Here is a 22979-nt window from a genome sequence, read left to right as displayed (position 1 = left end):
TTATGATTTATCTATTAGTAATTGTTAAGTCTTCCCATTCCTAACTTTTCACTCATAAATTGAAAATGAACTTACCCGCAGCTAGTCGTCTCCAATTTACTCCCGATTTGAACATCTGCCGTATATTAAATGGGATGTGGCAAGTATCCGGCGGACACGGACAGATCAATCCCCAAGCCGCTATTGAGACTATGTTCAAATATATAGATGCTGGCTTTACTACTTGGGATTTAGCAGATCATTATGGCCCGGCAGAAGATTTTATTGGTGAGTTTCGCTGTCAACTAATTGATACTCGTGCTAAAGATGCTTTATCTCAGGTGCAAGCCTTTACGAAATGGGTGCCTCGTCCAGGCAAAATGACGAAAAAACTCGTCGAGGAAAATATTGATATTTCCTTGAGAAGAATGAATGTGCAATCGTTAGATTTGATGCAATTCCATTGGTGGGAATATCAGGATAAAAATTACCTGGATGCCCTCAAATATCTGGCAGAACTTCAGACTGAGGGTAAAATTAAGCATCTAGGTTTAACTAATTTTGACACGGAAAACTTGAAGATTATTACTGAAGCGGGTATCAAAATTGTTTCTAACCAAGTGCAATTTTCTCTGGTTGACCGCCGTCCTGAAGTTAATATGGTAGAGTTTTGTCAGCAGCATGACATTAAGCTTTTTACTTACGGTACGCTGTGCGGCGGTTTGTTATCAGAAAACTATTTGGGTAAACCGGAACCGCGAGGATTTGATCTCTCCACTGCTAGTTTGAAAAAATATAAAAATATGATTGATGCTTGGGGTGGTTGGCAATTATTTCAAGAGTTGCTGGCTATCCTGAAGGAAATTGCTAATAAGCATGGCGTAAGCATTTCCAATGTGGCAGTGCGTTACATTTTAGATCGGCCAACTGTAGGAGGTGTGATAGTTGGTGCCAGACTTGGAGTATCTGAACATATAGAAGATAACGCCAAAGTATTTAGTTTTAGTTTAGATGAAGACGATCGCGATCGCATCAATGCAGTATCTCGCCAATCACGCGATTTGTATCAGCTAATCGGCGATTGCGGCGACGAATATCGGCGATAATTTCGGGAAAAAGGTGATAATACGGTGAAGGTTACTGTGGAAACTACTGCTGTCAGCCATGCCCCTAAACTTCACCTTCGCCCTCAGTCAACAGCAAACTTTTGAACTGCGCTGTGATTATGGCTCGCGCCGCTTGGATAAAGCAGAGTTGGCAGCGCTGATTGATTTGTGCGAGCAAAATTATTATGCTCAACAAAAAGATTATCTACCTTATCTCACCCAGTTGGGACGGCAACTTTATCAATGGCTGGATGGTAAAGAGGGATGGCTGAGAAGGGCGCTGGATGAGGCGGATGAGCAAACGATTTATCTAGATTTAATTAAAACCAGCGAAGCGCAGGGGTTGAACCCAGAAACAGAACGGGTAGCCTTGGGATTGGCGCATCTGCCTTGGGAATTGCTAGATGATGGTGCAGGGTTTTTAATCGAACGCCAGAATCTTTCCCTTTTACCAGTGCGTTCTGTGCAGCAGCGTCAAACTCAAATAATTGGCGTGCAAAATCGCCCGTTGCGGTTGCTGTTCATGGCGACTTCTCCTGAAGATCCCAGAGTTCCATCACTAGGGTTTGAGCGGGAAGAAGCGAACATTTTGCAAGCAACTAAAGGATCAGCCTTTGGCGTTGATTGTCGAGGAAAGCGGCTTGGTTGCAGAATTAGCTAATTTGGTGCAATCTTACCCAGAAGACTATTTTGATGTCTTTCACCTCACCATTGTTCTTGCTAACCACAGCCCCAGTCGCCACGCTGTTAATACTAAAGCTTGAAGCGTAACTGCATTTTTGTAAGCTTGGCATAACTCATACCATTGAGGATTGTTCGGAACCAGTTGCTCTAATTGTTGCAATATTAAAGTATTTTTTGACATTCTTAAAAGTGAGATGAACAGTTACCGAGAGAGATTTGGTTCAACAACCTTAACCAGCCCTCTAAGATTTCGTTTAATCAGATGAGCAATGAGAGTGTGCGCTTCATGAACATCAGAACGAAAATACAAGAGTGAGTTGCTGATTCTAGAATGTAGAAATGACACTCTTTAAGATTATTGAACACTTAAAGCTCACTAGAACTACCAATTAGCGCGTAGTCGTATAGCAATTAGTGAATTTCTTGCCTCTTGAATTATTTGCTTGTTGTCTAATGCTGTAAGTTGACCGTTTCGTTTTAAAATCCGTCCATCAACAACGACTGTATCGACATTAGACGGTTGAGCAGCTTCCACTAACAGATGTGCTGGGTCAGTAAAAACGCTCATGTTAAGGTTCTCAGTTGATACCATAATCAAGTCAGCACGCTTACCCGGTTTTAAAGAGCCAACACGGTCATCAATTCCCATCGCTTGTGCTCCATTAATAGTCGCAAGTTCTAAAACTCGACGTGGTGATAACCCAAACTCGCTCTGGGCGTGGACATTTCCAACATTTTGAATAACTTTCATGACTGCAAATATATCTGCATTTCCCGATAATGCTGTCGTATCGACTCCAAGACTGACCAATACACCCGCTGCAAGAAGTTCCTGGATGGGGGGAAAGCCAAAACCAGTCCGCATCTCTGTAAAGGGAGTCAGGCTAACTGCTGCACCACTTTTTGCTAATTGCTTCATTTCCTTGGGAGTTGCCACAGTTGCATGAACAATAAGTACATCTTTTCCGAGCAATCCTTCATTAGACAATTGATTAATTTCTCCAGTTTCACTCAGCGAGGAACTCGCATGAACAGTAATTGGAAGCCCTATGTTGCGCGCCATCTCCCAATCACGGCGATACATCTTGTAAACAGAAACTTCCCGTGGAGCAAACCCCAAAGACAGCAAATTATTTTGGGAATTTTTCATTTCACGGTGCAGACTCGCAATGCTGTCAAAGTGGGTGGCTTCTTCTAATGCTTGATCTTTGTAGTAGCCGTAGGAGAAACGAGCACGAATACCTGCATCTGCAATTGCGCGGATTGATGCCTCTGCGTATTCGAGCGTGCGTACATTGTGATTAAAGTCATGTATAGTTGTGATTCCTGAAAACAATGCCTCAGCCGTCGCTAACCGCGCAGAGCGATACATATCCTCTGGTATATATACCTTTCCCAAACGCTCGGTCATCCGAAAGTAGCCCTGCTTTTCGTTATCACCAGACAAACTACGTAATAAGGAAGTCCATAGATGCCAGTGAGTATCAATCAAACCTGGTAGGACAATCATGTTTTGCCCGTTAATATTTTGGGCTGTTGGAGCTACCAAACTAGTTCCAACGGCAATAATTTTGCCATTACGCACATACACGTCACCATTCGCTATATCTCCAAGTGCTGAATCCATCGTCATCACGTAAGCATTCCGGATCACAAACTCACCGCGACTGGGCAGGTTTTCCTTTGATTGTCTACCAATTGCTGGAACTGCTAATCCCACTGTCATACCGAGTGAACCCAGCGCTCCTGCTCCTGTCAAAAATTCACGTCTATTAATTTTGCTTTGTTCCTTCATTAGTTGCCTACTACTTGTATTTCAGTCACTCAAGCTGTGCTTGAGGCATCAGGAGAAAATATCCAACGGTAAATAATAAGCAGGCTAGCAGCCGGACAACCGCGCGAAATGAACAGGTTTCAAACGCATCGATACTGGCATCACCCGTGAACAGGAAGCTGCCGATGACAAATAGCCAACTGCCAATCCAAGCGTTACTCATAATTCCCTCATTCATTTGGAATGCTGGTTTCAAGTCCAGTATGAAAGAAGAATGTGGTTAATTTCTTGCAGATTCTTCTATTTTGTAGCAGGTTCTTACAGAGTTTTGAGAAATACTTTGGGTGTGACCCCAACTAGCCGCTTGAAGGCGCCCAATGCAGAACGTCTGCTGGAATAACAATCACTTCACCCTGTCTAAGAGTGGCCCTGGAAGTACGTCCGTCAAGCGCTTGCTCACATTGGGTTAAAAAAGGAATTTTAGTGTTAATGAGAATTAAGTGCTGCTTGGAAGAATTTTCAGGGATTTCGTAAGGAGGATGACAATAGTATTCCAAATGAATTCCATTCCACTGCACTCCACGACTTGTAAGGAGAGAGCCATTCGGAAGAATCCGCAATACGTCCTTCACGTTAGTATAGTCAACTGCTAAAGTCTTCGCCTCTGACACCACCTTTCATCTCCCTCTACAGGCTGAAGACGATCTTTTTGGTTTACTGGTAATAGTCCTTTCAAACAAGCGCTCTTCAGGAATTCAGAAATACAATTGGTAGAGAATGCAATTCCGTTCGTTAAAGCTTTAGCAATTTGATACTTTTTTGCCATGAATCGCTAGTTCTGTTGGTGTACTCCCCCAACTGTTAGATGCGCCCGTTCGTGCATACGGTGATTTGGTAACAGTTCTGAGTAACTTAGGTCTAGCAGATGAAAGCAACGGTTTGGTTTACCTAGCTCAAGCAATCTGGTTGACGCTGAGAATTCAAACCCCCTTAGCACAGACCATTCAGTTAATCTGTGGTTTATGTAATGCAGTCCCTCAAAATGATGAACTAGAAGCTTTGCTAGGGACAACCGCAATGTTCTTTTGCAACCGCCGGAGTGAAGGTCATCCCCAGTTAAAGGAACTCTTGGAGCTAGCGTCAACCTAATATTAGGGGCGGCGGTTGCCCAAGGAATTGAGACGCAGGAAGCGTTTGGTACTTGGCTTGCCCAGCAACGGCTAAACGATCCAGAATATTTCCTCCCGCGACTCAATCAACGTCTAGAGGAGATAGTCGGCGATGGGTGGTTGTTTGACCGCAGTCAAGTTTCATTGGGCGGTTAAAGGGAAATGCGATCGCGTTAATCTTAAATTAATTGGCGACAATGTAAAAAGTTTCTGCAATCAGTCCTCTAGACTCATTCACGAGTATAAAAGACTCGTCAGCGAGTATCAAAGACTCATTCATGAGTATAAAAGACTCGTTCACGAGCATCAAAGACTCGTCTGCGAGTATAAAAGACTCGTCTGCGAGTATCAAAGCCTCGTTCACGAGTATAAAAGACTCGTCGGCGAGTATCAAAGCCTCGTTCACGAGTATAAAAGACTCGTTGGCGAGTATCAAAGACTCATCGGCTGTTTGGTAGAGTATGTTAGCGACAGGATAACGCAGTAAAAACATCTTAGAAGGTGCTTTACGTTCCTAGCGGACCTACGAAGGTTATTAATCTACTTCATACATCTGTTTATGTTTGGCTAAAAGCTCTTGATATTTCTCATTTGTCTTTGCTTCTACCCACTTGGCTTTAAATATTGCCGCTGATTCTGCTTTAACTGGGTCTACTTCATAGGGAAGAATCTCTTTTTTAGAACCTGAATCTTCGGAATTTTGTTTATACTTCCTGCCGCTTTTATGATTAGCATAACGGCGAGAGCGAGTATAACCCATTTGGATAAACTTCCGTGCCATATCTGCGCCGACAAAATCATCTTTCTCTAAATAATCAAGAAAAAGCTCGTAAATTTTCTCACTCGACTCTCTAGCAATCTCAGGAGTTTTGAACCGCCAGTAGGGAAGGATTTCTGATTTGTATGGTTCTACCAAAAGTACACCCTGCTCACCCTTCCCAACGCGATAGAGTTCAGGATGTTGGCGAAAATCAATAATTTTAAAGTCTAAAGAATAATCAAAAGCCATGATAGATTTTTATTAGAAATAGTAAACTTTCAAAAAAAGTTCAACTTCTATCTAAGTATTGAGATTTATTTGATTATGCTATCTAGCACCCAATCCCTGAACAGTGTTATTGCGCCAGGAAGTCTGCGTAAGGTACATCACATTGCTCTCAACGTCAAGGATATGCAAGCCTCGCGCTATTTTTATGGCACAATCCTGGGTTTGCACGAACTCACAGGCGATGAAGTACCCGCAACCCTAGTAGAACTAGTCGCATCTGGGAAAGTAGCCAACTTCATCACCCCGGATGGTACAATTCTAGATTTATTTGGGGAACCAGAATTATCACCACCAAATCCAGACCCAGAAAAGACCTTCACCAGAGCCTACCATCTAGCCTTTGACATCGATCCGCAGTTATTCGATCGCGCGGTGACAGTAATTAGAGAAAATAAAATAGCGATCGCACATGGCCCTGTCACTCGTCCTACTGGTAGAGGAGTGTATTTTTACGATCCAGATGGCTTTATGATTGAAATTCGTTGCGATCCAAATGTCCATTAAATAATTATTTGTCAGTAAAACTATGGCCGCTAAAATCACGGAAATATTTAAAGTAATTGAAGACACGATCGCAAAACCGCCAATTCCACACGAACCATACAAGCAATCATTGAAAGCCTGGGCGATGTATTGTTTGCGAGACAAAGGTTTTATAGTCGCTTATGCTCAAAATGCCGACTTTGCCATTGAAAGAAAACGTGAAGAAAAGCTATATTTTAAAGTTTCAAACAGCCCCGATGATTTAGATAATTCTCTTAACTGGATTGTTTGGGATAGTGTAACCAAAAGCGCCAGTCTCATTCCCCAAAAAATAGACTAATACCAGAAAATGGCTGTGACTATCTTCCTCTGGATTTCTCTCTTGTGAGAAATCCAAATGGTGTGGGAGGTGTGGGAGGTGTGGGAGGTGTGGGAGGTGTGGGAGGATGGAGAAGAAGTCTTACCCCCCATATTCCCCACACTTCCCACACTCCCCACACTCCTCTTCCCCTGAAGCCTACACTATGCGTGAGAAATCCGGGTTCCTTCCCCAGACAACTGCTGCACAAATCTTTGATGTTCTGGCGAATTTAATCCCAACTGCAACACAGCCAATACTTGCTGCATATTGCCAGCAAGTAAATCGGACATTGATAACCACAAACCAGGAAATACTTGACTTTTGATAATTCCATCTGTGTCCACTTCCAAGGAGACATATTCTCCTTGTTGCAGGCGAAACCAATCTAATTTGTTTTCAAATATTTGCCAAACAATATATTCTTTTACTCCATTCCGCCCATAAACTTTTTTCTTGTCATGTAAATCAATAGCAACACTGCTAGCTGCTATCTCTATTACGAGTTCTGGCGCACCTTCGATGTAATCATCATTACTCAAACGAGATTGTCCTTGAGATGTTGGTGTGATTAATAACACTCCATCTGGTTGCGGTTCATTGTCTCGATCTAAGCGGACTGTTGGCTCAATTCCCAATCTCACACCAGGAGTCGCAATTTGGTAAGTCCACAACCAACCTATTAGATGACCATGTGGTTCAGCATGACTTTCAAAGCGTAATGGGGATGCCAAGTATACAACTCCTTCAATTAATTCTGCCTTTTGATGAGGGGGCATTGCTTGATAGCGTCGTTCAAATTCGTAGCGAGTCAGGCGATCGCCATTTTCTAAATGAGGAATTCGCTGCTTGAATGATAGGTTGACCATGATTTTCTGCTCTGGCAAGGAGTCTTACTTTATTATTATGGCTTGGGACATATTTTTCTTTTGATGTACCGCCTAAGCCCGATCGGGTTTCTCAAACACCATTAAATGCTGTTGAGGTAACAAGTTTTTAGTTTCCTGCCAAACCAAACCAACAGCTTGCATTTCTTTGCGAACTTGCTTTTGAGTCATCTTGTGCAGACGTTTGATCGTGATAAAGGGATTTTCACCCCGATACTCAACCAGCACCACCCGACCACCTGGTTTAAGTGCTTTCACAATTCCTTGCATTACTTCTTGAGGATACTCAAGTTCATGGTAAGCATCTACCATCAAGGCTAAATCGATACTTTCAGATGGTAAGTTGGGGTCAGTAAAAGTGGCTAAAATTGGCTCAACATTGGTGATATTTTTCTCTTTTTTGAATAACTCAATGATTTCTAACATTTCTGGTTGAACATCTACAGCTAACACCTTACCTGTTGTTAATAACGGCGCGATGCGAAAGCTTAAGTAACCTGTACCAGCGCCAATATCCGCCACCACATCATTAGGTTTCAGATTGAGGAGGCTGGCTACCTTACTTGGCTGTTCTTCTCGCTCTCGGGTGGGACGTTCTAGCCAGCCAGCGCCAGTGTATCCCATAACTTGGGCAATTTCGCGCCCCATGTAGTATTTGCCGATACCATCTGGACTGTGGATTATCCGTTGTTCGTAAACAGTGGTGTATGAAGACGCGGCTTGTGCTGTCAGGGTTAGGTTCAGCAGCGAACAACTCAAGATCGCAATAAAAGTTACTATAAAGTGGAGAAAATTTAACATTTGGTTATGACCGATCTAGATAATTATAAGCAGCAACTAAGAGAATTTTATGGTAGTAGAACGACTTATGACCATGAAAAAGATACTCGCCATCCTTTAGAAGCCAAGCTTTTAATTGAATTTGTTGGGCTACATTCGGGACAAAAAGTCCTTGATGTGGCAACTGGAACGGGTTTAGTTGCGATACCAGCAGCTGAAAAAGTTGGTTCAGATGGCTCTGTGATTGGAATTGACATGACCCCTGGAATGTTGCATCAAGCAAGACAAAAAATTGCAGCAGCAAATTTACAAAATATCGAGTTGATTGAGGTAGATGCAGAATATTTCAACTTTAGTGATAGTAGTTTTGATGTTGTCTTTTGCTGTGAGGCAATTGTACTTTTTCCTGATATAATTGCTATTTTAAAAAAGTGGTATCGGTTCTTGAAACCAGGAGGATTTGTGGCATTTACCTGTCCTCCCGAAAATGCTATTATGGCATCTCTTCACCAGAGGATCTGCGCTAGAGTTTTGGGTGTATCGCTACCACATATCCTTGAACCACTGGGAACTCCAGAAAAATGTCGAAATTTGCTCGAGCGGGCAGGTTTTAGAGATATCGAAATTAAGATTGAACCATCAGGACGTTATCGCCAGCTTAGGGATAGCAGATTATCTGAGACAGTAATTAAGATAAATTTGAAAGGTAATCCCCTGTTGTCAACATTATCACCAGAACAATTAAATCAATTGCAAGTTGAGTACAAAGCAGAAATTGAGAAATTAGCAACCGATCGAGGTATTTGGGAAGACACTACAAAGTTCTTTGTTCGCGCTCGAAAATAAGTTGATGAGCTTTGTTCCTGAACTGACAGCTTCGGGCGATCGCGCATGATAATCTTGCGGTTAATAATGACAATGACAGTTTAATCTCCTAGACCGATGTGCAAGTAAACATTTTCAGGATTTACTTGAACAGCCCCTTGAAAAATTTCTAATCCAACCTTTGGACGCTTATATGCAAAACCTGTCCCTAATATTAGTACCTGTACTCGCTGCCCAGAAAGCAGCAGGTGACGGTTTAATTAAACCTCTCGGTCATCACGAGCTGCTGTTGGTGCTAGTGCAACTGTCACTATTGCTTCTCGTAGCGCGGGGATTAGGTGAGTTGATGCGCCGGATTAACCTACCACCTGTTGTTGGAGAATTACTGGCGGGTGTGCTGCTTGGCCCTTCTTTATTTGGTTTGCTCCTTCCAGATTTACAGGCGCACATCTTTCCCAAAAGTCAAGAACAGTCTAATTTACTTTCGGTGATTTCTTGGTTAGGCGTGTTATTTTTGCTGATTGTGACTGGGTTGGAGACGGATCTCAAGTTGATTCTTCGTAAGGGTAAAACGGCTCTTTTGATTTCACTGGGCGGAATTATTATCCCGTTTATCACCGGATTTGGGCTGGGCTGGCTATTACCAGATAGTTTTTTAGCCGACCCAGAAAAGCGATTGGTATTTAGTTTATTTATCGCCACAGCAATGAGTATTTCGGCAGTCCCAGTGATTGCAAAGGTGCTGATGGACTTAAACCTGATTCGCCGTGACATTGGTCAAGTTACCTTAGCTGCTGGGATGACTGACGACACCATCGGCTGGATTTTACTTTCTGTAGTTTCAGGTTTAGCTAGTAGCGGCAAATTTGACCTGGGGACAATTTTCCATTCTGTGAGTGCGGCTATATTATTTTTAGCGATCGCCTTTACAATTGGGCGTACTATTGTAGACCAGATTTTGCGCTGGGTTGATGACTACGTTGGTGGCATTGCCGCGAGTATGTCAGTTGTGCTGATTCTTTCGCTCTCGGCAGCAGCACTTACCCACGCATTAGGTCTAGAAGCAGCATTAGGTGCTTTCGTGCTGGGGATTCTAGCAGGTCAATCCCGCCGCTTTAGCAATGAAGCTGGGCACATGTTAGAAGTATTCACAGCAAGCTTTCTAGCGCCAATTTTCTTTGCCTCAGCTGGCTTGAAAGTTAATTTACTCGCTCTGTTAGTCCCTCAAACGTTGATATTTGGCTTGATTGTTCTCGCTGTCGCCTGTGTTGGCAAATTTACAGGTGCTTACCTTGGTTCTCGTGCGGGTGGCTTGAGTCATTGGGAAGGTTTGGCGATGGGTTCCGGGATGAATGCTCGCGGGGCGATGGAAATTGTTGTTGCCACCATTGGTTTATCTTTGGGAGTGCTGAATCCCCAGATGTACTCGATTATTGTCATGGTAGCGATCGTCACTTCTCTAATGGCTCCACCCCTGCTGCGCTGGTGTTTGTCGAAGGTGGTTATGGGTGAAGAGGAAGCTCGACGTTTGGAACAAGAAGAACAGGATAGCCGTAGCTTTATCAAGCAGATTCACCGTATCTTAATACCTACTAGTGGTGGTCCCAACATCCAACTGGCGGCGCAACTAGTCGGTTACATGGCTCACCAAAACTCGATAGAAGTTACATCTCTATATGCCCTGAGTGATAAGCAACCTCAAAGCAAAGCACGCCGGATGGAGGCGACCCAGGTTAAAGATACTGCCGCCGAGCAAGCTCTGGCTGCTGTGACTGAGGAAATGCAGCTACCTGCTGATACCACCTTGCAAACAAAAACGGAGTCGGGGCGTAATAAAGCGGAGGTAATTTTGAATGAAGCAAACAAAAACTATGACTTGATTGTACTGGGAGCTTCGGAACAGATCCGCCCCCAGAAAGCATTGTTTAATTTGCTTGTCGATCGGGTTGTTCAAGAAGCGCCTTGTGCAACGATGGTGGTAAAGTCGCACCTACCCCAATCGAAAGGCGAGATATGCAAAATTCCTCAACAACAGCTGAAGAAGATTCTGGTGCCAACGGTGGGGACAGAATATAGTAAAAATGCCGTAGAAATGGCAAGTACGATCGCAGCTCAAACCGGAGCATTAGTAACGATCGTTAATGTGATTAATTTGCCACAGGTTGAGTATATTCTTTACGAACAGCGATCGCTAGCTCCAGTGAAGGAAATTGCTCACGATATGCTCGAACAGCAAGCAGAAATTGGCCGCAATCTGGGTGCTGATGTCAAAACTTATATTCTTCAAGGAACCAGCCCAGAAAGAGAAATCCTCAAGTTTGCTCAAACTCAGGAAGTTGACCTAATTATTTTAGGGAGTAGTATCCGCATGGTTACGGGTCGCGTTTTCTTCGGTCATAGAGTCGATGCAATTCTGAGTAAAGCCCATTGCCCAGTAGCAGTAATTACTGTGCCATAAGAGTGCTGAGTAATGAGTAATGAGTAATGAGTAATGAGTGATGAGTGATGAGTGATGAGTGATGAGTGATGAGAGTTCTCAAAAAAACTCAACCCCCACCACTAAAAAAAGTGTTGAGTGCTGAGTAGTGAGTATAAACCCAGTTGCTTCAAAGCTTTGAGCAATCAACTATACATTAATTTGATAGACATTGCAGTAAAAAAGAATGTAGAGACGTAGCACTGCTATGTCTCTACAAGGGTTTTGGATAACGCATATTTAATTTCACGAGATATCTAATGATTTGGTCTTAGCGCGAAGCTCTGGATGTTACCGATCTTTGTAAATTAGCTAGAGCGCGATTGTAATCCAAAATAGCTGCGACGCGATTACCTTCTGCTCTTGTCAGGTCATTTTCAGCATCAATTACCTCTGTTTGAGTGCCCACACCAGCTTGGAACCTCAATCTTGCTAAATTCAGAGCTTCTCTTGCTTGATTTAACGCCACACTAGAAGTCTGCACATTATTTAAATTGGATTGCAATTGAGCATAGTACTGTTCTACATCAAAGCGAATTAGGTCGCGCTGGTTAGCAAATTGAGTCTCTGCGATCGCAATATTAGCTCTCGACTGAGCCGCCCTTGCTCTTGCTGCTCCGCCATCAAACAAAGTGAGATTTCCGTTAAGTCCCAATGAATAGCCATCAGTAATGCTGACACCATCATCATACCGATCTAGCAGATTGTAGTTGGCTGCCAAACTAACTTGCGGCCCTAGCTGTGAAAGTGCCTGCCGTCGCTGTTGCTCGTAAATATTACGTTGTCCCAAATACTGTTGCAACTCTGGACGATTTTGAAACGCTTGGACAATACTTTGTTCTACCGTCTGTTGCCAAAGACCCGCTAACTGTACGGGATCTGAGGCACTGATCTCAGCTGACTGCGATAAACTTAACAACGTTGCAAGCTGACGACGGGCAATTTGCTGTTGTGAGATCGCATTAGTAAGTAGTTGTTGGGCGTTTGCTAAATTCACCTGAGCTTGCAGCACATCGAACCGCGTCCCCACTCCAGCCTGTTCTCTAGCTTGAGTATCCCGCAAACTAGCCTGGGCATTTTGCACAGCAGACCGATTAATTCTGACTTGTTCATCTGCTTGTTGCAAATCGTAGTATTGAGTGGTGGCATTTAACCTAATTGTCAAAGACTGACTTTCAACATTTAATTCATCTATCCGTAGCTGTTCCTCTGCGGCTCGGATAGTCGCTAGCGTGTTCCCAGAAGTATAGAGATTATAATTCAGTTGTGCCGAACCATTAAAAGAGGTGCTGGCTTGAGATGAATTGCTTCTAAAACCATTACCATTATTAGTCACACTACTGTTAATACCAAGAGTAGGAAATAAGCCAGCTTGAGACTCGCGTAGCGCCGAGCGACTGCGTTCTAGCTGTAATATAGCTACTTGTAAGTCTCGATTGTTGCGTTTTGCGAGTTCTAAAGCTTGTGCCAAACTGATTGGTACAGTTCCCTGAATCCTTACTTCCTCCGGTTTAGTCGGAAATTGCAGAGGATTGGGGCTGGGGTTGAGGCGATCGGGAACTTGTACAGAGCTTGAAGAATTCTGTGCTTTTGGCGGAGTTGCTGCACTTGCTGCATTTGGAAGAAGAATCGCGAATGCGACAGTAACCCAGGTAAAATGCACGAATAATAAGCTGAAATTCATAATCTAGATATAGTAATTAATTAGGTTTTTTTGAGGATATAATCAAAAGTTTTCATCCTGATTGACCTACAGAGATTTAAATCTTAAATTCTTCCTCCAAGGGTTAATCTTAACAAATTAGCCGACAATCAAACCATCCTGAACTCGGATAATCCTTTGGGTTTGAGCAGCAATATCAGGTTCATGAGTGACAATCACAATTGTGATCCCTTGGTTATTAAGTTCAGTCAGTAAACTCATTACCTCATGGGAGGTTTCAGTATCTAAAGCTCCTGTTGGCTCATCTGCCAAAACTAATGCAGGTCGGTTGACCAAAGCACGAGCGATCGCTACCCGTTGTTGTTGTCCGCCAGAGAGTTGACTGGGACGGTTAGCAATGCGTCCCCCTAATCCTACCTTTTCTAACGCTTCTAATGCCCTTTCCCGGCGTTTTGGCTTGGGTAAGTTAGCGTAAACCATTGGCAACATCACGTTTTCCAACGCTGTCGCCCGCGCCAATAGGTTAAATTGTTGGAACACAAAACCGATCCTTTGGTTGCGGATATAGGCTAATTCATCATCATCAAAAGTCGTCAGGTTTCTGCCTTCAAAAATATAGTCTCCAGTTGTGGGACGATCCAGACATCCCAAAATATTCATCAGCGTAGATTTACCCGAACCTGACGCACCCATAATCGAGACATATTCCCCTTCCTCAATAGAGAGTTCAATTCCCTTGAGTATGGGAACACTCACTTCTCCCAAGTAGTAGGTTTTAGTAATAGATTCCATCCAAATCATGGTTGGCATAAATTGAGTAATGAGTAATGAGTAATGAGTAGTGAGTAATGAGTAATGAGTAGTGAGTAATGAGTAATGAGTAATGAGTAGTGAGTAATGAGTAATGAGTAATGAGTAATGAGTAATGAGTAATGAGTAGTGAGAGTTCATTTATAGCCGTAGTCACATAGGTTAGGACAGTGTTAATTGCTCAAAGGCTTGAAAAAACTGGGTTTTTACTCAGCACTCAACACTTTTCTTTAGTGGTGGGGGTTGAGTTTTTTTGAGAACTCTCATCACTCAGCACTCATTACTCAGCACTCATTACTCATTACTCATTACTCATTACTCAGCACTCTTAAGCTTAGTCGCTTCTCAAAGCATTGATTGGATCTAATTTAGATGCGTTTCGTGCTGGAATCACGCCAGCGATTAAGCCAACGGTTAACGAGAGTACAAAGCCAGCAACAATCGACAAGAAAGAAATTACAAAGGGAAATTTGAAAACGTTTGCAGCCACAAAGGCTAATAAAATGCCAGTTGCCATCCCAATACCTCCGCCGACAATAGAAATCACGATCGCTTCGGCTAAAAATTGATTGAGAATGGCTGAATTAGTAGCTCCTACCGCTTTGCGAATCCCGATTTCTCGCGTCCGCTCGACCACAGAAACTAGCATAATGTTAGCAATACCAATACCACCAACCACTAGAGAAATTCCTGCGATCGCTACCACCATGACTGTAAATAAACCCACAATACTAGTAAAGGTACTAACAATATCAGCTTGATTAGTCAGCCGAAAATCATCAGCTTGTGGCGGAAAAATGTTATGACGCAGCCGTAAAAGATTGGTAACTTGAAACTGAGCGGCTTCTAACTCTTCCTGATTAGCGCCTTTGACTAAAATTCCACTTACAGAAACGCCCACCAAGGCATTGTTCCCAACTAGTCTCTTCGACATACTAGTTAGAGGAATAAAAACCTGGTCATCTCGATCCATCGGTCCCTGAGCGCCTTTAGGTTCCATCACCCCAATCACTTCATAAGCCTCTCCTTGAATCCGAATTTTCTCGCCAATCGGATTTACACCCTGTGCAAAAAGTGTTTTTTGAACTGTAGGGCCAAGAATGGCAAGCTGTGCGGCAGTATCTAATTCTTCCTGAGTAAAATATCTCCCTTGTTGGGGGTGAGTATTTCTGACTTCTGGATAGTTCAAATCAGTGCCATAAATGGTTGTTGAGGTGTTCTGTCCTGCATAGACAACTTGAGCAGTCCGTTGGAGATAAGCAGAAACCATCTGTGCTGATGGCGCTTCTTTAGCGATCGCTTTAGCATCTTCCCAGGTCAAGGTACTGCTAGAACCTACTCCTTGACGGACATTCCCGCTTCTTGCCGCACCCGCCAAGATTTGGATCACATCTGTACCCAATGCTTGGATCTGTTGCTCAACCCCCTTTTGCACCCCTTGACCAACAGAAGTAATGGCAATAACTGAAGAAATCCCAATAATCACGCCCAACATAGTTAGACCTGTGCGTAATTTGTTACTCCACAGAGTCTCTGCCGCCATTGTCAATATTTCCAGCAATGGTACTGTGCGGGTATTCTTAACTTTGTAAAAGCCCTTAAATCTCTTAAACATAATGTTCTATTTAAAACTAACTTTAAGGGGAACCACCACCTTGAGAACGACCACCACCGCCAGAACTGCCGCCGGAACGACCTCCGCCGCCACCTGCTCCTCTTCCGCCTCCACCTCCGGCTCCTCCACCTCCACCTAGACCAGGGAAAACTCCTCCTCTTGGTGTTGATTGCGGACGCGATCCTGGTGGGAAACTGAGCAGCACCCTTTCGTCTCCGGTCAATCCAGACTTAACTTCGGTAAAGTTATTCGCGGTGACACCAGTCTCGATGCGAGTGAACACAGGTCTGTTATTTTTTCCTGGCACAAATACGCCTGTGGCATTTTCTTGGCGTACCACTGAGGCTGTTGGCACTACTAAAACATTTTGAACTTGACCGACTTGAAAATCTACTTCCGCATTCATCCCAGACCGCAGTAGTCTTTGAGGGTCTGAAAGTGATACTCTCACTTCAAAACTGGTGACGTTTTGCTCGACTATTGCTTGGGCAGCAATTTGGCTCACTTTACCTTCAAAGGTTTTTCCTGGGTAGGCATCTGCTTTAATCGAGACTTTTTGACCAAGGCTGATTTTGGAAATATTTGTTTCCGCTAAATTGGCGACAACTTCATTTGTAGAAGCTAGAGACAAGATTGAAGAAGAAGAAGAAGAAGCTACTTCACTACTGGCAGTTGTAGGTGTCACGAAAGCACCTGGATCGGCAAACTTCTTTGTCACCACACCATCAAAGGGGGCGCGAATGATCGTGTCATTGATTTCGGCTTGGATGTTTTGCAGCGAACCACGAGCCGATGTTACCTGGGCGCGGGCTGCGTTAATATCTTCTTGGCGCGTTCCAGCTTTCAAGAGTGCCAAAGCTTGCTGTCTCTGCTTCACCACAGCTCGTGCTTGCTCAACATCTTCTGGACGCGACCCAGCTTTTTGCAACCCCAGTGCTTGCTGTGCTTCATTTACATTAGCTTGGGCGCTGTCACGATTGGAGCGGTTTTGGTTTAGAGTCTGAAGGGAAATACCGCCTGCATTGTAAAGTTGCTGATTGCGAACAAAATCATCTTCTGCTTGGCGGAGGGCAGCTTGAGCGCTTTGCAAGCGTGCCTGTGCTTGGCCAATATCTTGAGAGCGATTCCCTGTTTGTACCTTTTGCAGATTCGCCTCGGCTTCGTCTAATGCTCCCTGTGATTGGGCAATATCTTGAGGACGATTACCTGCGATCGCTTTTTGCAAATTCGCCTCGGCTTGTGCCACTTGTCCTTGAGCAGAGGTAAGTTGCCCCCGGAGGTTGGAATCATCCATGTAAGCGACAATCTGTCCTTGTTTGACGATATCTCCTTCTTTCGCCAGCAGCCTTTTCAAGATGCCGGAATTTTTCGGGCTGAGGTTGATTGATCGCTCAGGCTTCACCGTTCCGTTGGCTGAAACTGTAATTGTTAAACTCTGCCTTTGTACAGGTCTTGTCAGCACCCGGCGGCTGGCTTGTTGACGGGGAGCAACCGTTACTTGGTAATAAACGGCATAGCCAATTCCACCTAAAAGGCAAAGAGCAATTAGCCAAGAGAGCCAATTACGTCTGCCCTTTTTTTTCTTTACCTCTGGAACTAAAACTGATGATGATGAATCTACGGTATTTGGTGTATCAATTTTCATATCCATTTTGTCTATAAGGAACGGCTACCGAGCTACTTATTCACGGCTAAAACTATAGCTTGATAGCCTAATACTGACAATGATTTTGAGCTTTTAGTGTTTAAAGGTTTATTTGCAGTACTAATCCACTAGGAAGTCTGAAGTAATCATCACGCACTCTCACTAATCTCCCAGCAGGAACAATTTCCTGATTGGGAAGCAGAATATCCCCGTTAGGAAGTCTGTAATAACCTCGATCGCGCAGTCTGACTATGGATCTAGAAGGAATAATTTGCCCATTGGGATATCTGATATCACCATTACCAAGTCTGACTACTCTGCCATTAAATTGGTTGTCACGGTTCCAATTATCCCGATCTCTGGGGTTTCTGACTTCTACAGGATTGGGTCTGCCGTCACGGTTCCAATTATTATCCCTGTCTCTAGAGTTTCTGACTTCTCTAGGATTGGGTCTGCCGTCACGGTTCCAATTATTATCCCTGTCTCTAGAGTTTCTGACTTCTCTAGAATTGGATCTGCTATCGCGGTTCCAATCTCGATCGCGATCGCCACCAACGTAGACTTTCGTCTCGGCACTTGCAGGTGCAGTCAAGAGAGTAGGAACAATTATCAGGGCAGCAGCAGCTAATACTATCGATATCCGGTTTGGTTTCAACATGAAATTGACTCCTTATTTACAAGTAAAGTTCTATTCTGCTGAGATATGAATTAAGCAATCTTAGACAGTTGCTTTTTTTTGATATCAAAGTGTTTAATATTTACCTCATCGTATAAATTCATACATAATAATTATCGGTCAAAACGTCCAGACTGATGTATGACCAAAGTCATTAGTAATTCCAGACTGATGTATGACCAAAGTCACCAATTTTTTTAATGGGCATTATGCATTGGACATTGGGATTAGGGTAGAGGTGATAGGTGACAGGTGACAGGGAATAATCTGTACCCTGTAACCTCCACCCTATTCCCTGTAACCTCCACCCTATTCCCTACTCCTCACATCCCTTTCCCCAAGATTGGTAAGATTTTGCTACCGTCAAGAGCGCAGATCGTTTAAGCTAGCTGAAAGATTCTTTGATTAGTGGCTTAAAGGCGGTAGTGTGCCTAAACATGTTCGTTTGATTTCTCTTTTAATGGTCTGTAGTTTATGGAGTATGCCAAAAGCCGCTAACGCGCAGGCATTAATACCCCATACACTGCAACTAGATGCGACAAAATTAGAAAAGCAGGGGTTGAGCTTGGCACAAGAGGCGGCTCAACTAGCTCAGTTTCAACAGGTTGACTTAGCTTTGCCACGAGCGCGGCTGGCTAGTCAACTGGCTCCGGGGAATGATAAAGTGTGGTTGCTGTTAGGTGGATTGCAACTGCAAACGAAAGAGTTTGACGGGGCGATCGCTAGTCTGAAAAAAGCGCAATCTCTCAACCCCAAAAATGGTGATATTCTCTTTGCTTTAGGTTCAGCGAATTTTCAGCAGAAAAATTACCAGGCTGCTGTTGTCAATTATCAAGATGGTTTGAAGTTAAAACCCAACGATCCAGAAGGGTTATTTGATTTGGGTAATGCTTACTATCTGATGGGTAAATTGCCAGATGCGATCGCCCAGTACGATAAAGCCGTCTCCCAAGATAAAAAATTCTGGCCCGCGCTCAATAACATTGGCTTAATCAACTACGAACAGGGTAATATCCCCGAAGCGATTAAGCGATGGCAATCTGCTGTAACCCTTGACAAACAAGCCGCAGAACCTTTATTGGCCTTAGCCGTGGCACTGTATACTAAAGGCGATCGCCAACAAGGACTAACCTTGGGAGAAGCTGCACTCCGTATCGATTCGCGTTATGCTAATTTGAATTTCCTCAAAGAAAATCTCTGGGGCGATCGTCTACTGTCTGATACGAAAAAATTCTTAGAATTACCCCGTATTCAAGCAGCCATACAGCAACCAGCAAACTCATCCTCAGCGCCTACGCCTAGAAAACAGCCTACTCAATAGGAGTGGGGAGTTAGGAGTTAAAAGTTAAGAGTTAAAAGTTAGGAGTTGGGAGTTAAATATTTCAACTCCTAACTCCTAAGGAAACTCCAAATAAAAAAATACTCAACTACTTCTTGTGGGGTGGGCGACACGATAGCCCCAAGCCAAGGGCGGACAAGATGTCCAACCCACAAGATTGGATAATTTCTTTGTTGGAAGTCCCTAACTCCTAACTCCTAACTCTCTTATTGCCACTTGCCTAATAGTACCTTTTCGTAGTACATCTATACTAAATAAATACAGGAACTAATCGCCCAAAAACATTGGCGGGCAAGTATTCCTGAAATTTAAGTCGTTAATTCCCAGTGTTAGTCTGTGGGTAGAAGTGCGATGATTTGGTCAACAAACTGTTGATGGTCAACAACTGGCTTAGAAATGTAGCCATCAGCACCGCTTTGCTTGAGAAAGTTCTCGCGATCGCCTTCCATAGCATGTGCTGTCACCAGAATCACAGGTAAGTTTGCTGTTTTTGGATCGGATTTTAACATTTGTGTAATCTTAATTCCATCAACAGACTTGCCTTGGTAAACACTTCTGGAGAGAGAAACATCCATCAAAATCAGGTCGGCTTCTCCTGATTGGGCAATTTTGATGACTTCTTCGACATTTTCAGTGTGTTTTACACCCAAGCCACCACGCTTGGACAAAATTTTGGAAAAAACACGAGCATTAATTAGATCGTCTTCGACAATTAAAACAGTTTTCATGAGAATTTTAGTTATAGAGGTGAGGAGATTCAAGAATTCCAGAATACAAAATTAAAGATTTGCAATCATGGTAAGTATCATGGCTACTAAGTTTATGTAGATTATACTCGTGTGCATCCTTTTTAATAGTCAATGTGCATCTTCGTCATCAAGGATGATACTACTGCTTTTTCTTCTGTGACTATCAAAATTTTGTTATGAATCTCATTTCATCCGTTATGCTGTGGTTGCCGCAGTGTTGAGTTCCATCGGCTTTTGTGTAGTTAAATTTCAGGGAAAAAACTCATGGCAAAACAGTTAAACCTTCTCTCAACGGGACAGGTAATTCCAACAGCCCTGCACACCGAGATGCAACGGTCTTATCTAGAATATGCCATGAGCGTGATTGTCGGGCGAGCGCTACCAGACGTGCGTGATGGCTTAAAACCAGTGCATCGGCGCATTTTGTATGCAATGCACGAACTCGGTTTAGTACCAGATAGACCCTATCGAAAATGTGCCCGTGTAGTGGGTGATGTGTTGGGTAAATACCATCCCCACGGCGACCAATCAGTTTACGATGCTTTAGTCAGACTGGTGCAGGATTTTTCTAGCCGCTATCCCTTGCTGGCAGGACATGGTAACTTTGGCAGCGTCGATAATGACCCGCCAGCGGCGATGCGCTACACAGAAACGCGCCTTGCACCCATCAGCCATGAGGGAATGCTGACAGAAATTGGTGAAGAAACTGTGGAATTTGTCGGGAACTTCGATAATTCCCAGCAAGAACCAACAGTGTTACCTGCTCAGTTGCCCTTTCTGTTGCTCAATGGCTGTTCTGGGATCGCCGTGGGAATGGCGACAAACGTTCCACCGCACAACTTGGGGGAAGTTGTCGATGGGTTAATTGCCTTAATCGACAACCCAGATTTGCCAGATGAAAAATTATTTGAGCTAATTCCAGGGCCAGATTTTCCCACTGGTGGGGAAATAGTTGGTGAAGCGGGAATTCGGGAAGCATATACCACAGGTAAAGGTGGAATTCTAGTGCGGGGAGTCGCAACTCTGGAGGAGATTCCAGCCGCGAGGGGAAGCAAGCGACGGACAGCAATTATCATTACAGAATTGCCTTATCAAGTGAATAAGGCTGCCTGGATTGAGAAGGTAGCGGACTTAGTAAATCAAGGACGCTTGCAAGGAATTTCCGATCTTCGGGATGAGAGCGATCGCGAAGGGATGCGGGTGGTAATTGAACTCAAACGCGATACCAATCCCCAAGAAGTTCTTCAGCATTTATATCACCAAACTGCTTTACAAATGACTTTTGGGGCCATTCTTCTCGCAATCGTAGATGGACAACCCCGCCAGTTAAGTTTGCGTCAACTGTTGCAGGAATTTTTGAAATTCCGAGAAGAGACGCTGAACCGTCGCTACAATTACGAGTTGGGTAAGGCCCAAAGTCGCGTGCATTTGGTGGAAGGTTTGCTGAAAGCGCTGTCTAATTTGGATGAGGTAATTCAAATTTTGCGCCAAGCTCCCGATGGTAGTACGGCAAAAATTAATCTTTGTAGCCAACTGGATTTGAGTGAGGTACAAGGGGATGCAATTCTCGCTATGCCGTTGCGCCGCCTCACTAGTTTAGAACAGCAAAATTTGCAGCAGGAATTCGAGCAAATCAGCGAACAAATTAGTTTATTGGAGCAATTACTCAACGATCGCCGGGAATTATTGAAGGCGCTGAAAAAAGATTTGCGATCGCTCAAGCGCAAGTACAACGATCCCCGGCGGACGAAAATTGGAGAGGAGCAGAAGTCTAGGGCGGAGGAGCAAAAGGGCAGAGGGGCAGAGGGGCAGAGGAGCAGAGGGGCAGAGGAGGAGGAATTTAAATCTTCGGAACCAGTGGAAGAAGCGATTTTAGAATTTACCCAACGGGGTTATGTTCGCCGCACTCAGCCATCTGGGAGAAAGTCAAAAGCTGAAAATGGTCTACACGATAATGACTTTATTATCCAAACTGTGTTGACCGACACAGGGAAAGACTTGCTAATACTAACTGGTGGCGGCAAAGTCTATCCGGTGAATGTAGGAGAAATTCCCCCAACGACTGGGCGTTCTCCACGGGGAAAACCTTTGATTACTATGCTCAGTAATACTGCTCAAGGCGCTCAAGAAGCTGTGGTCAGCCGCTTTTTGCTGCCGGAAAATCTCGAAACTAGACAGATGATTCTCTTAACAAAACAGGGAAGAATTAAGCGTCTATCTCTGGAAGAATTTGCTAACCTGACTCGGCGCGGCATCACAATTTTGAAGCTCAAAGATGATGATGAATTGTCATTTACCCAATTCACCGTTCCAGGGGCGCATCTGATTTTAGCTAGTTCTGGTGGACGAATGTTGCGCTTTGCAGTCAATGATGAACAATTACCGGTCATGGGTCGCGCAGCAATGGGTTTACAAGCATTTCGATTGTTGAAAAATCAGCAAATGGTTGGCTGTGTCACTGTCGGTAAAGATGACCAACTGCTGCTAGTTACTCAAGAAGGATATGCCAAGCGGATGGCTGCGAGTCAGTTACGAGCAGCTAATCGCGGCGATTTAGGTACGCAAGCGCTGAAATTTGCTAGCAAAACTGACAACTTAGCTGGTATGGTGATGGCGATCGCATCTGGCGAAGTGGCTTTAGTAACGAATAAGGAGCGGGTCGTGCGAATACCTGTGGAAACAGTGCCGCTCTTAGGTAGGGATGTCAAAGGTGAAAGCATCCTCCAACTCAACCGCGATGAAAAAATCATTACTGTGGCGGAAGTGCGATCGTAAATTAGGGTAATGTTCAACTTGCGACAAGCCAACTTGCAGGATTTAGAAACGCTAATCCAACTGCATCTCTAACTCCTGCGGGAGGCTGGCGAGATTAAAGGTAATTCTGACACCACAAACCTAGCAGAAACAACTCGA

22 protein-coding genes are annotated in these 22979 nt (G+C 43.9%); 10 read left to right on the top strand and 12 right to left on the bottom strand.

Going from position 1 to position 22979, the window contains the following annotated elements; all coding sequences use genetic code 11:
• Window positions 1-65: 65 nt before the first annotated feature.
• Both V7K84_RS30980 and V7K84_RS30975 read left to right on the top strand, forming a co-directional pair.
• On the top strand, window positions 66-1085 hold the full coding sequence (locus V7K84_RS30980; RefSeq protein ID WP_334843910.1) for an aldo/keto reductase: 1020 nt from the start codon (window positions 66-68) through the stop codon (window positions 1083-1085).
• A gap of 58 nt (window positions 1086-1143) precedes the next feature.
• Complete coding sequence (locus tag V7K84_RS30975) at window positions 1144-1746, top strand: hypothetical protein (protein WP_334843908.1); 603 nt, start codon at window positions 1144-1146, stop codon at window positions 1744-1746.
• A 39-nt stretch (window positions 1747-1785) separates the two neighbouring features.
• On the opposite strand, the gene V7K84_RS30970 is transcribed toward V7K84_RS30975, so the two are convergent.
• From V7K84_RS30970 to V7K84_RS30960, 3 genes are all read right to left on the bottom strand, one after another.
• Window positions 1786-1950 (bottom strand): hypothetical protein, encoded by a 165-nt coding sequence (locus V7K84_RS30970; protein ID WP_334843907.1) that lies wholly within the window; start codon window positions 1948-1950, stop codon window positions 1786-1788.
• A gap of 201 nt (window positions 1951-2151) precedes the next feature.
• Window positions 2152-3564 (bottom strand): amidohydrolase family protein, encoded by a 1413-nt coding sequence (locus tag V7K84_RS30965; protein WP_334843905.1) that lies wholly within the window; start codon window positions 3562-3564, stop codon window positions 2152-2154.
• Between the two features lie 25 nt (window positions 3565-3589).
• Complete coding sequence (locus V7K84_RS30960) at window positions 3590-3766, bottom strand: hypothetical protein (protein ID WP_334843903.1); 177 nt, start codon at window positions 3764-3766, stop codon at window positions 3590-3592.
• 668 nt (window positions 3767-4434) lie between these two features.
• Between V7K84_RS30960 and V7K84_RS30955 the strand changes: the two genes are divergently transcribed.
• Window positions 4435-4692 (top strand): hypothetical protein, encoded by a 258-nt coding sequence (locus tag V7K84_RS30955; RefSeq protein WP_334843901.1) that lies wholly within the window; start codon window positions 4435-4437, stop codon window positions 4690-4692.
• A 132-nt stretch (window positions 4693-4824) separates the two neighbouring features.
• The gene (locus tag V7K84_RS30950; RefSeq protein ID WP_334843899.1) at window positions 4825-5199 is read left to right on the top strand and encodes a hypothetical protein; all 375 of its coding nucleotides are present in this window, start codon (window positions 4825-4827) and stop codon (window positions 5197-5199) included.
• Between the two features lie 48 nt (window positions 5200-5247).
• Here V7K84_RS30950 and V7K84_RS30945 read toward each other — a convergent pair whose 3' ends face one another.
• Window positions 5248-5721, bottom strand: coding sequence for a DUF4385 domain-containing protein (locus tag V7K84_RS30945; RefSeq protein WP_334843898.1), 474 nt, complete (start codon window positions 5719-5721; stop codon window positions 5248-5250).
• 75 nt (window positions 5722-5796) lie between these two features.
• Here V7K84_RS30945 and V7K84_RS30940 point away from each other — a divergent pair, with 75 nt between their 5' ends.
• Window positions 5797-6264 carry a VOC family protein gene (locus V7K84_RS30940; protein ID WP_334843897.1) on the top strand — a complete coding sequence of 156 codons (468 nt, stop codon included), beginning with the start codon at window positions 5797-5799 and terminating at the stop codon, window positions 6262-6264.
• A gap of 22 nt (window positions 6265-6286) precedes the next feature.
• Entirely contained in the window at window positions 6287-6583 is a 297-nt protein-coding gene (locus V7K84_RS30935) for a hypothetical protein (RefSeq protein ID WP_094353201.1), read from the top strand.
• Window positions 6584-6765: 182 nt separating this feature from the next.
• On the opposite strand, the gene V7K84_RS30930 is transcribed toward V7K84_RS30935, so the two are convergent.
• Together V7K84_RS30930 and V7K84_RS30925 are read right to left on the bottom strand one after the other, a co-directional pair.
• A complete protein-coding gene (locus tag V7K84_RS30930) occupies window positions 6766-7470 on the bottom strand; it encodes a Uma2 family endonuclease (protein WP_334843895.1) in 705 nt (234 codons plus the stop codon).
• Window positions 7471-7542: 72 nt separating this feature from the next.
• The gene (locus V7K84_RS30925; protein ID WP_334843894.1) at window positions 7543-8289 is read right to left on the bottom strand and encodes a class I SAM-dependent methyltransferase; all 747 of its coding nucleotides are present in this window, start codon (window positions 8287-8289) and stop codon (window positions 7543-7545) included.
• Between the two features lie 6 nt (window positions 8290-8295).
• Between V7K84_RS30925 and V7K84_RS30920 the strand changes: the two genes are divergently transcribed.
• Together V7K84_RS30920 and V7K84_RS30915 are read left to right on the top strand one after the other, a co-directional pair.
• A complete protein-coding gene (locus V7K84_RS30920; RefSeq protein ID WP_334843892.1) occupies window positions 8296-9114 on the top strand; it encodes a class I SAM-dependent methyltransferase in 819 nt (272 codons plus the stop codon).
• Between the two features lie 172 nt (window positions 9115-9286).
• The gene (locus tag V7K84_RS30915) at window positions 9287-11551 is read left to right on the top strand and encodes a cation:proton antiporter domain-containing protein (RefSeq protein WP_334843889.1); all 2265 of its coding nucleotides are present in this window, start codon (window positions 9287-9289) and stop codon (window positions 11549-11551) included.
• A gap of 289 nt (window positions 11552-11840) precedes the next feature.
• Here V7K84_RS30915 and V7K84_RS30910 read toward each other — a convergent pair whose 3' ends face one another.
• The 5 genes from V7K84_RS30910 to V7K84_RS30890 form a co-directional block, all read right to left on the bottom strand.
• A complete protein-coding gene (locus tag V7K84_RS30910) occupies window positions 11841-13253 on the bottom strand; it encodes a TolC family protein (RefSeq protein ID WP_334843886.1) in 1413 nt (470 codons plus the stop codon).
• A 117-nt stretch (window positions 13254-13370) separates the two neighbouring features.
• A complete protein-coding gene (locus V7K84_RS30905) occupies window positions 13371-14042 on the bottom strand; it encodes an ABC transporter ATP-binding protein (protein WP_292725985.1) in 672 nt (223 codons plus the stop codon).
• Between the two features lie 334 nt (window positions 14043-14376).
• Window positions 14377-15657, bottom strand: a complete 1281-nt coding sequence (locus V7K84_RS30900; protein WP_334843885.1) for an ABC transporter permease — start codon at window positions 15655-15657, stop codon at window positions 14377-14379.
• Window positions 15658-15679: 22 nt separating this feature from the next.
• Entirely contained in the window at window positions 15680-17302 is a 1623-nt protein-coding gene (locus V7K84_RS30895) for an efflux RND transporter periplasmic adaptor subunit (protein WP_334843884.1), read from the bottom strand.
• Window positions 17303-17402: 100 nt separating this feature from the next.
• On the bottom strand, window positions 17403-17960 hold the full coding sequence (locus V7K84_RS30890) for a hypothetical protein (protein ID WP_334843882.1): 558 nt from the start codon (window positions 17958-17960) through the stop codon (window positions 17403-17405).
• Between the two features lie 445 nt (window positions 17961-18405).
• Here V7K84_RS30890 and V7K84_RS30885 point away from each other — a divergent pair, with 445 nt between their 5' ends.
• Window positions 18406-19299, top strand: a complete 894-nt coding sequence (locus tag V7K84_RS30885) for a tetratricopeptide repeat protein (RefSeq protein WP_334843881.1) — start codon at window positions 18406-18408, stop codon at window positions 19297-19299.
• Window positions 19300-19646: 347 nt separating this feature from the next.
• On the opposite strand, the gene V7K84_RS30880 is transcribed toward V7K84_RS30885, so the two are convergent.
• Window positions 19647-20045 carry a response regulator gene (locus V7K84_RS30880; protein ID WP_069073372.1) on the bottom strand — a complete coding sequence of 133 codons (399 nt, stop codon included), beginning with the start codon at window positions 20043-20045 and terminating at the stop codon, window positions 19647-19649.
• Between the two features lie 285 nt (window positions 20046-20330).
• Between V7K84_RS30880 and gyrA the strand changes: the two genes are divergently transcribed.
• Complete coding sequence (gene gyrA, locus V7K84_RS30875; RefSeq protein ID WP_334843880.1) at window positions 20331-22841, top strand: DNA gyrase subunit A; 2511 nt, start codon at window positions 20331-20333, stop codon at window positions 22839-22841.
• The last annotated feature ends 138 nt before the right edge of the window (window positions 22842-22979 follow it).

The sequence above is a fragment of the Nostoc sp. genome (genome assembly GCF_036917315.1).
Classification (GTDB): Bacteria; Cyanobacteriota; Cyanobacteriia; order Cyanobacteriales; family Nostocaceae; genus Nostoc.
The sequence above is the reverse complement of the archived record's forward strand: the minus strand, read 5'-3'. Positions and strand labels throughout refer to the sequence as shown.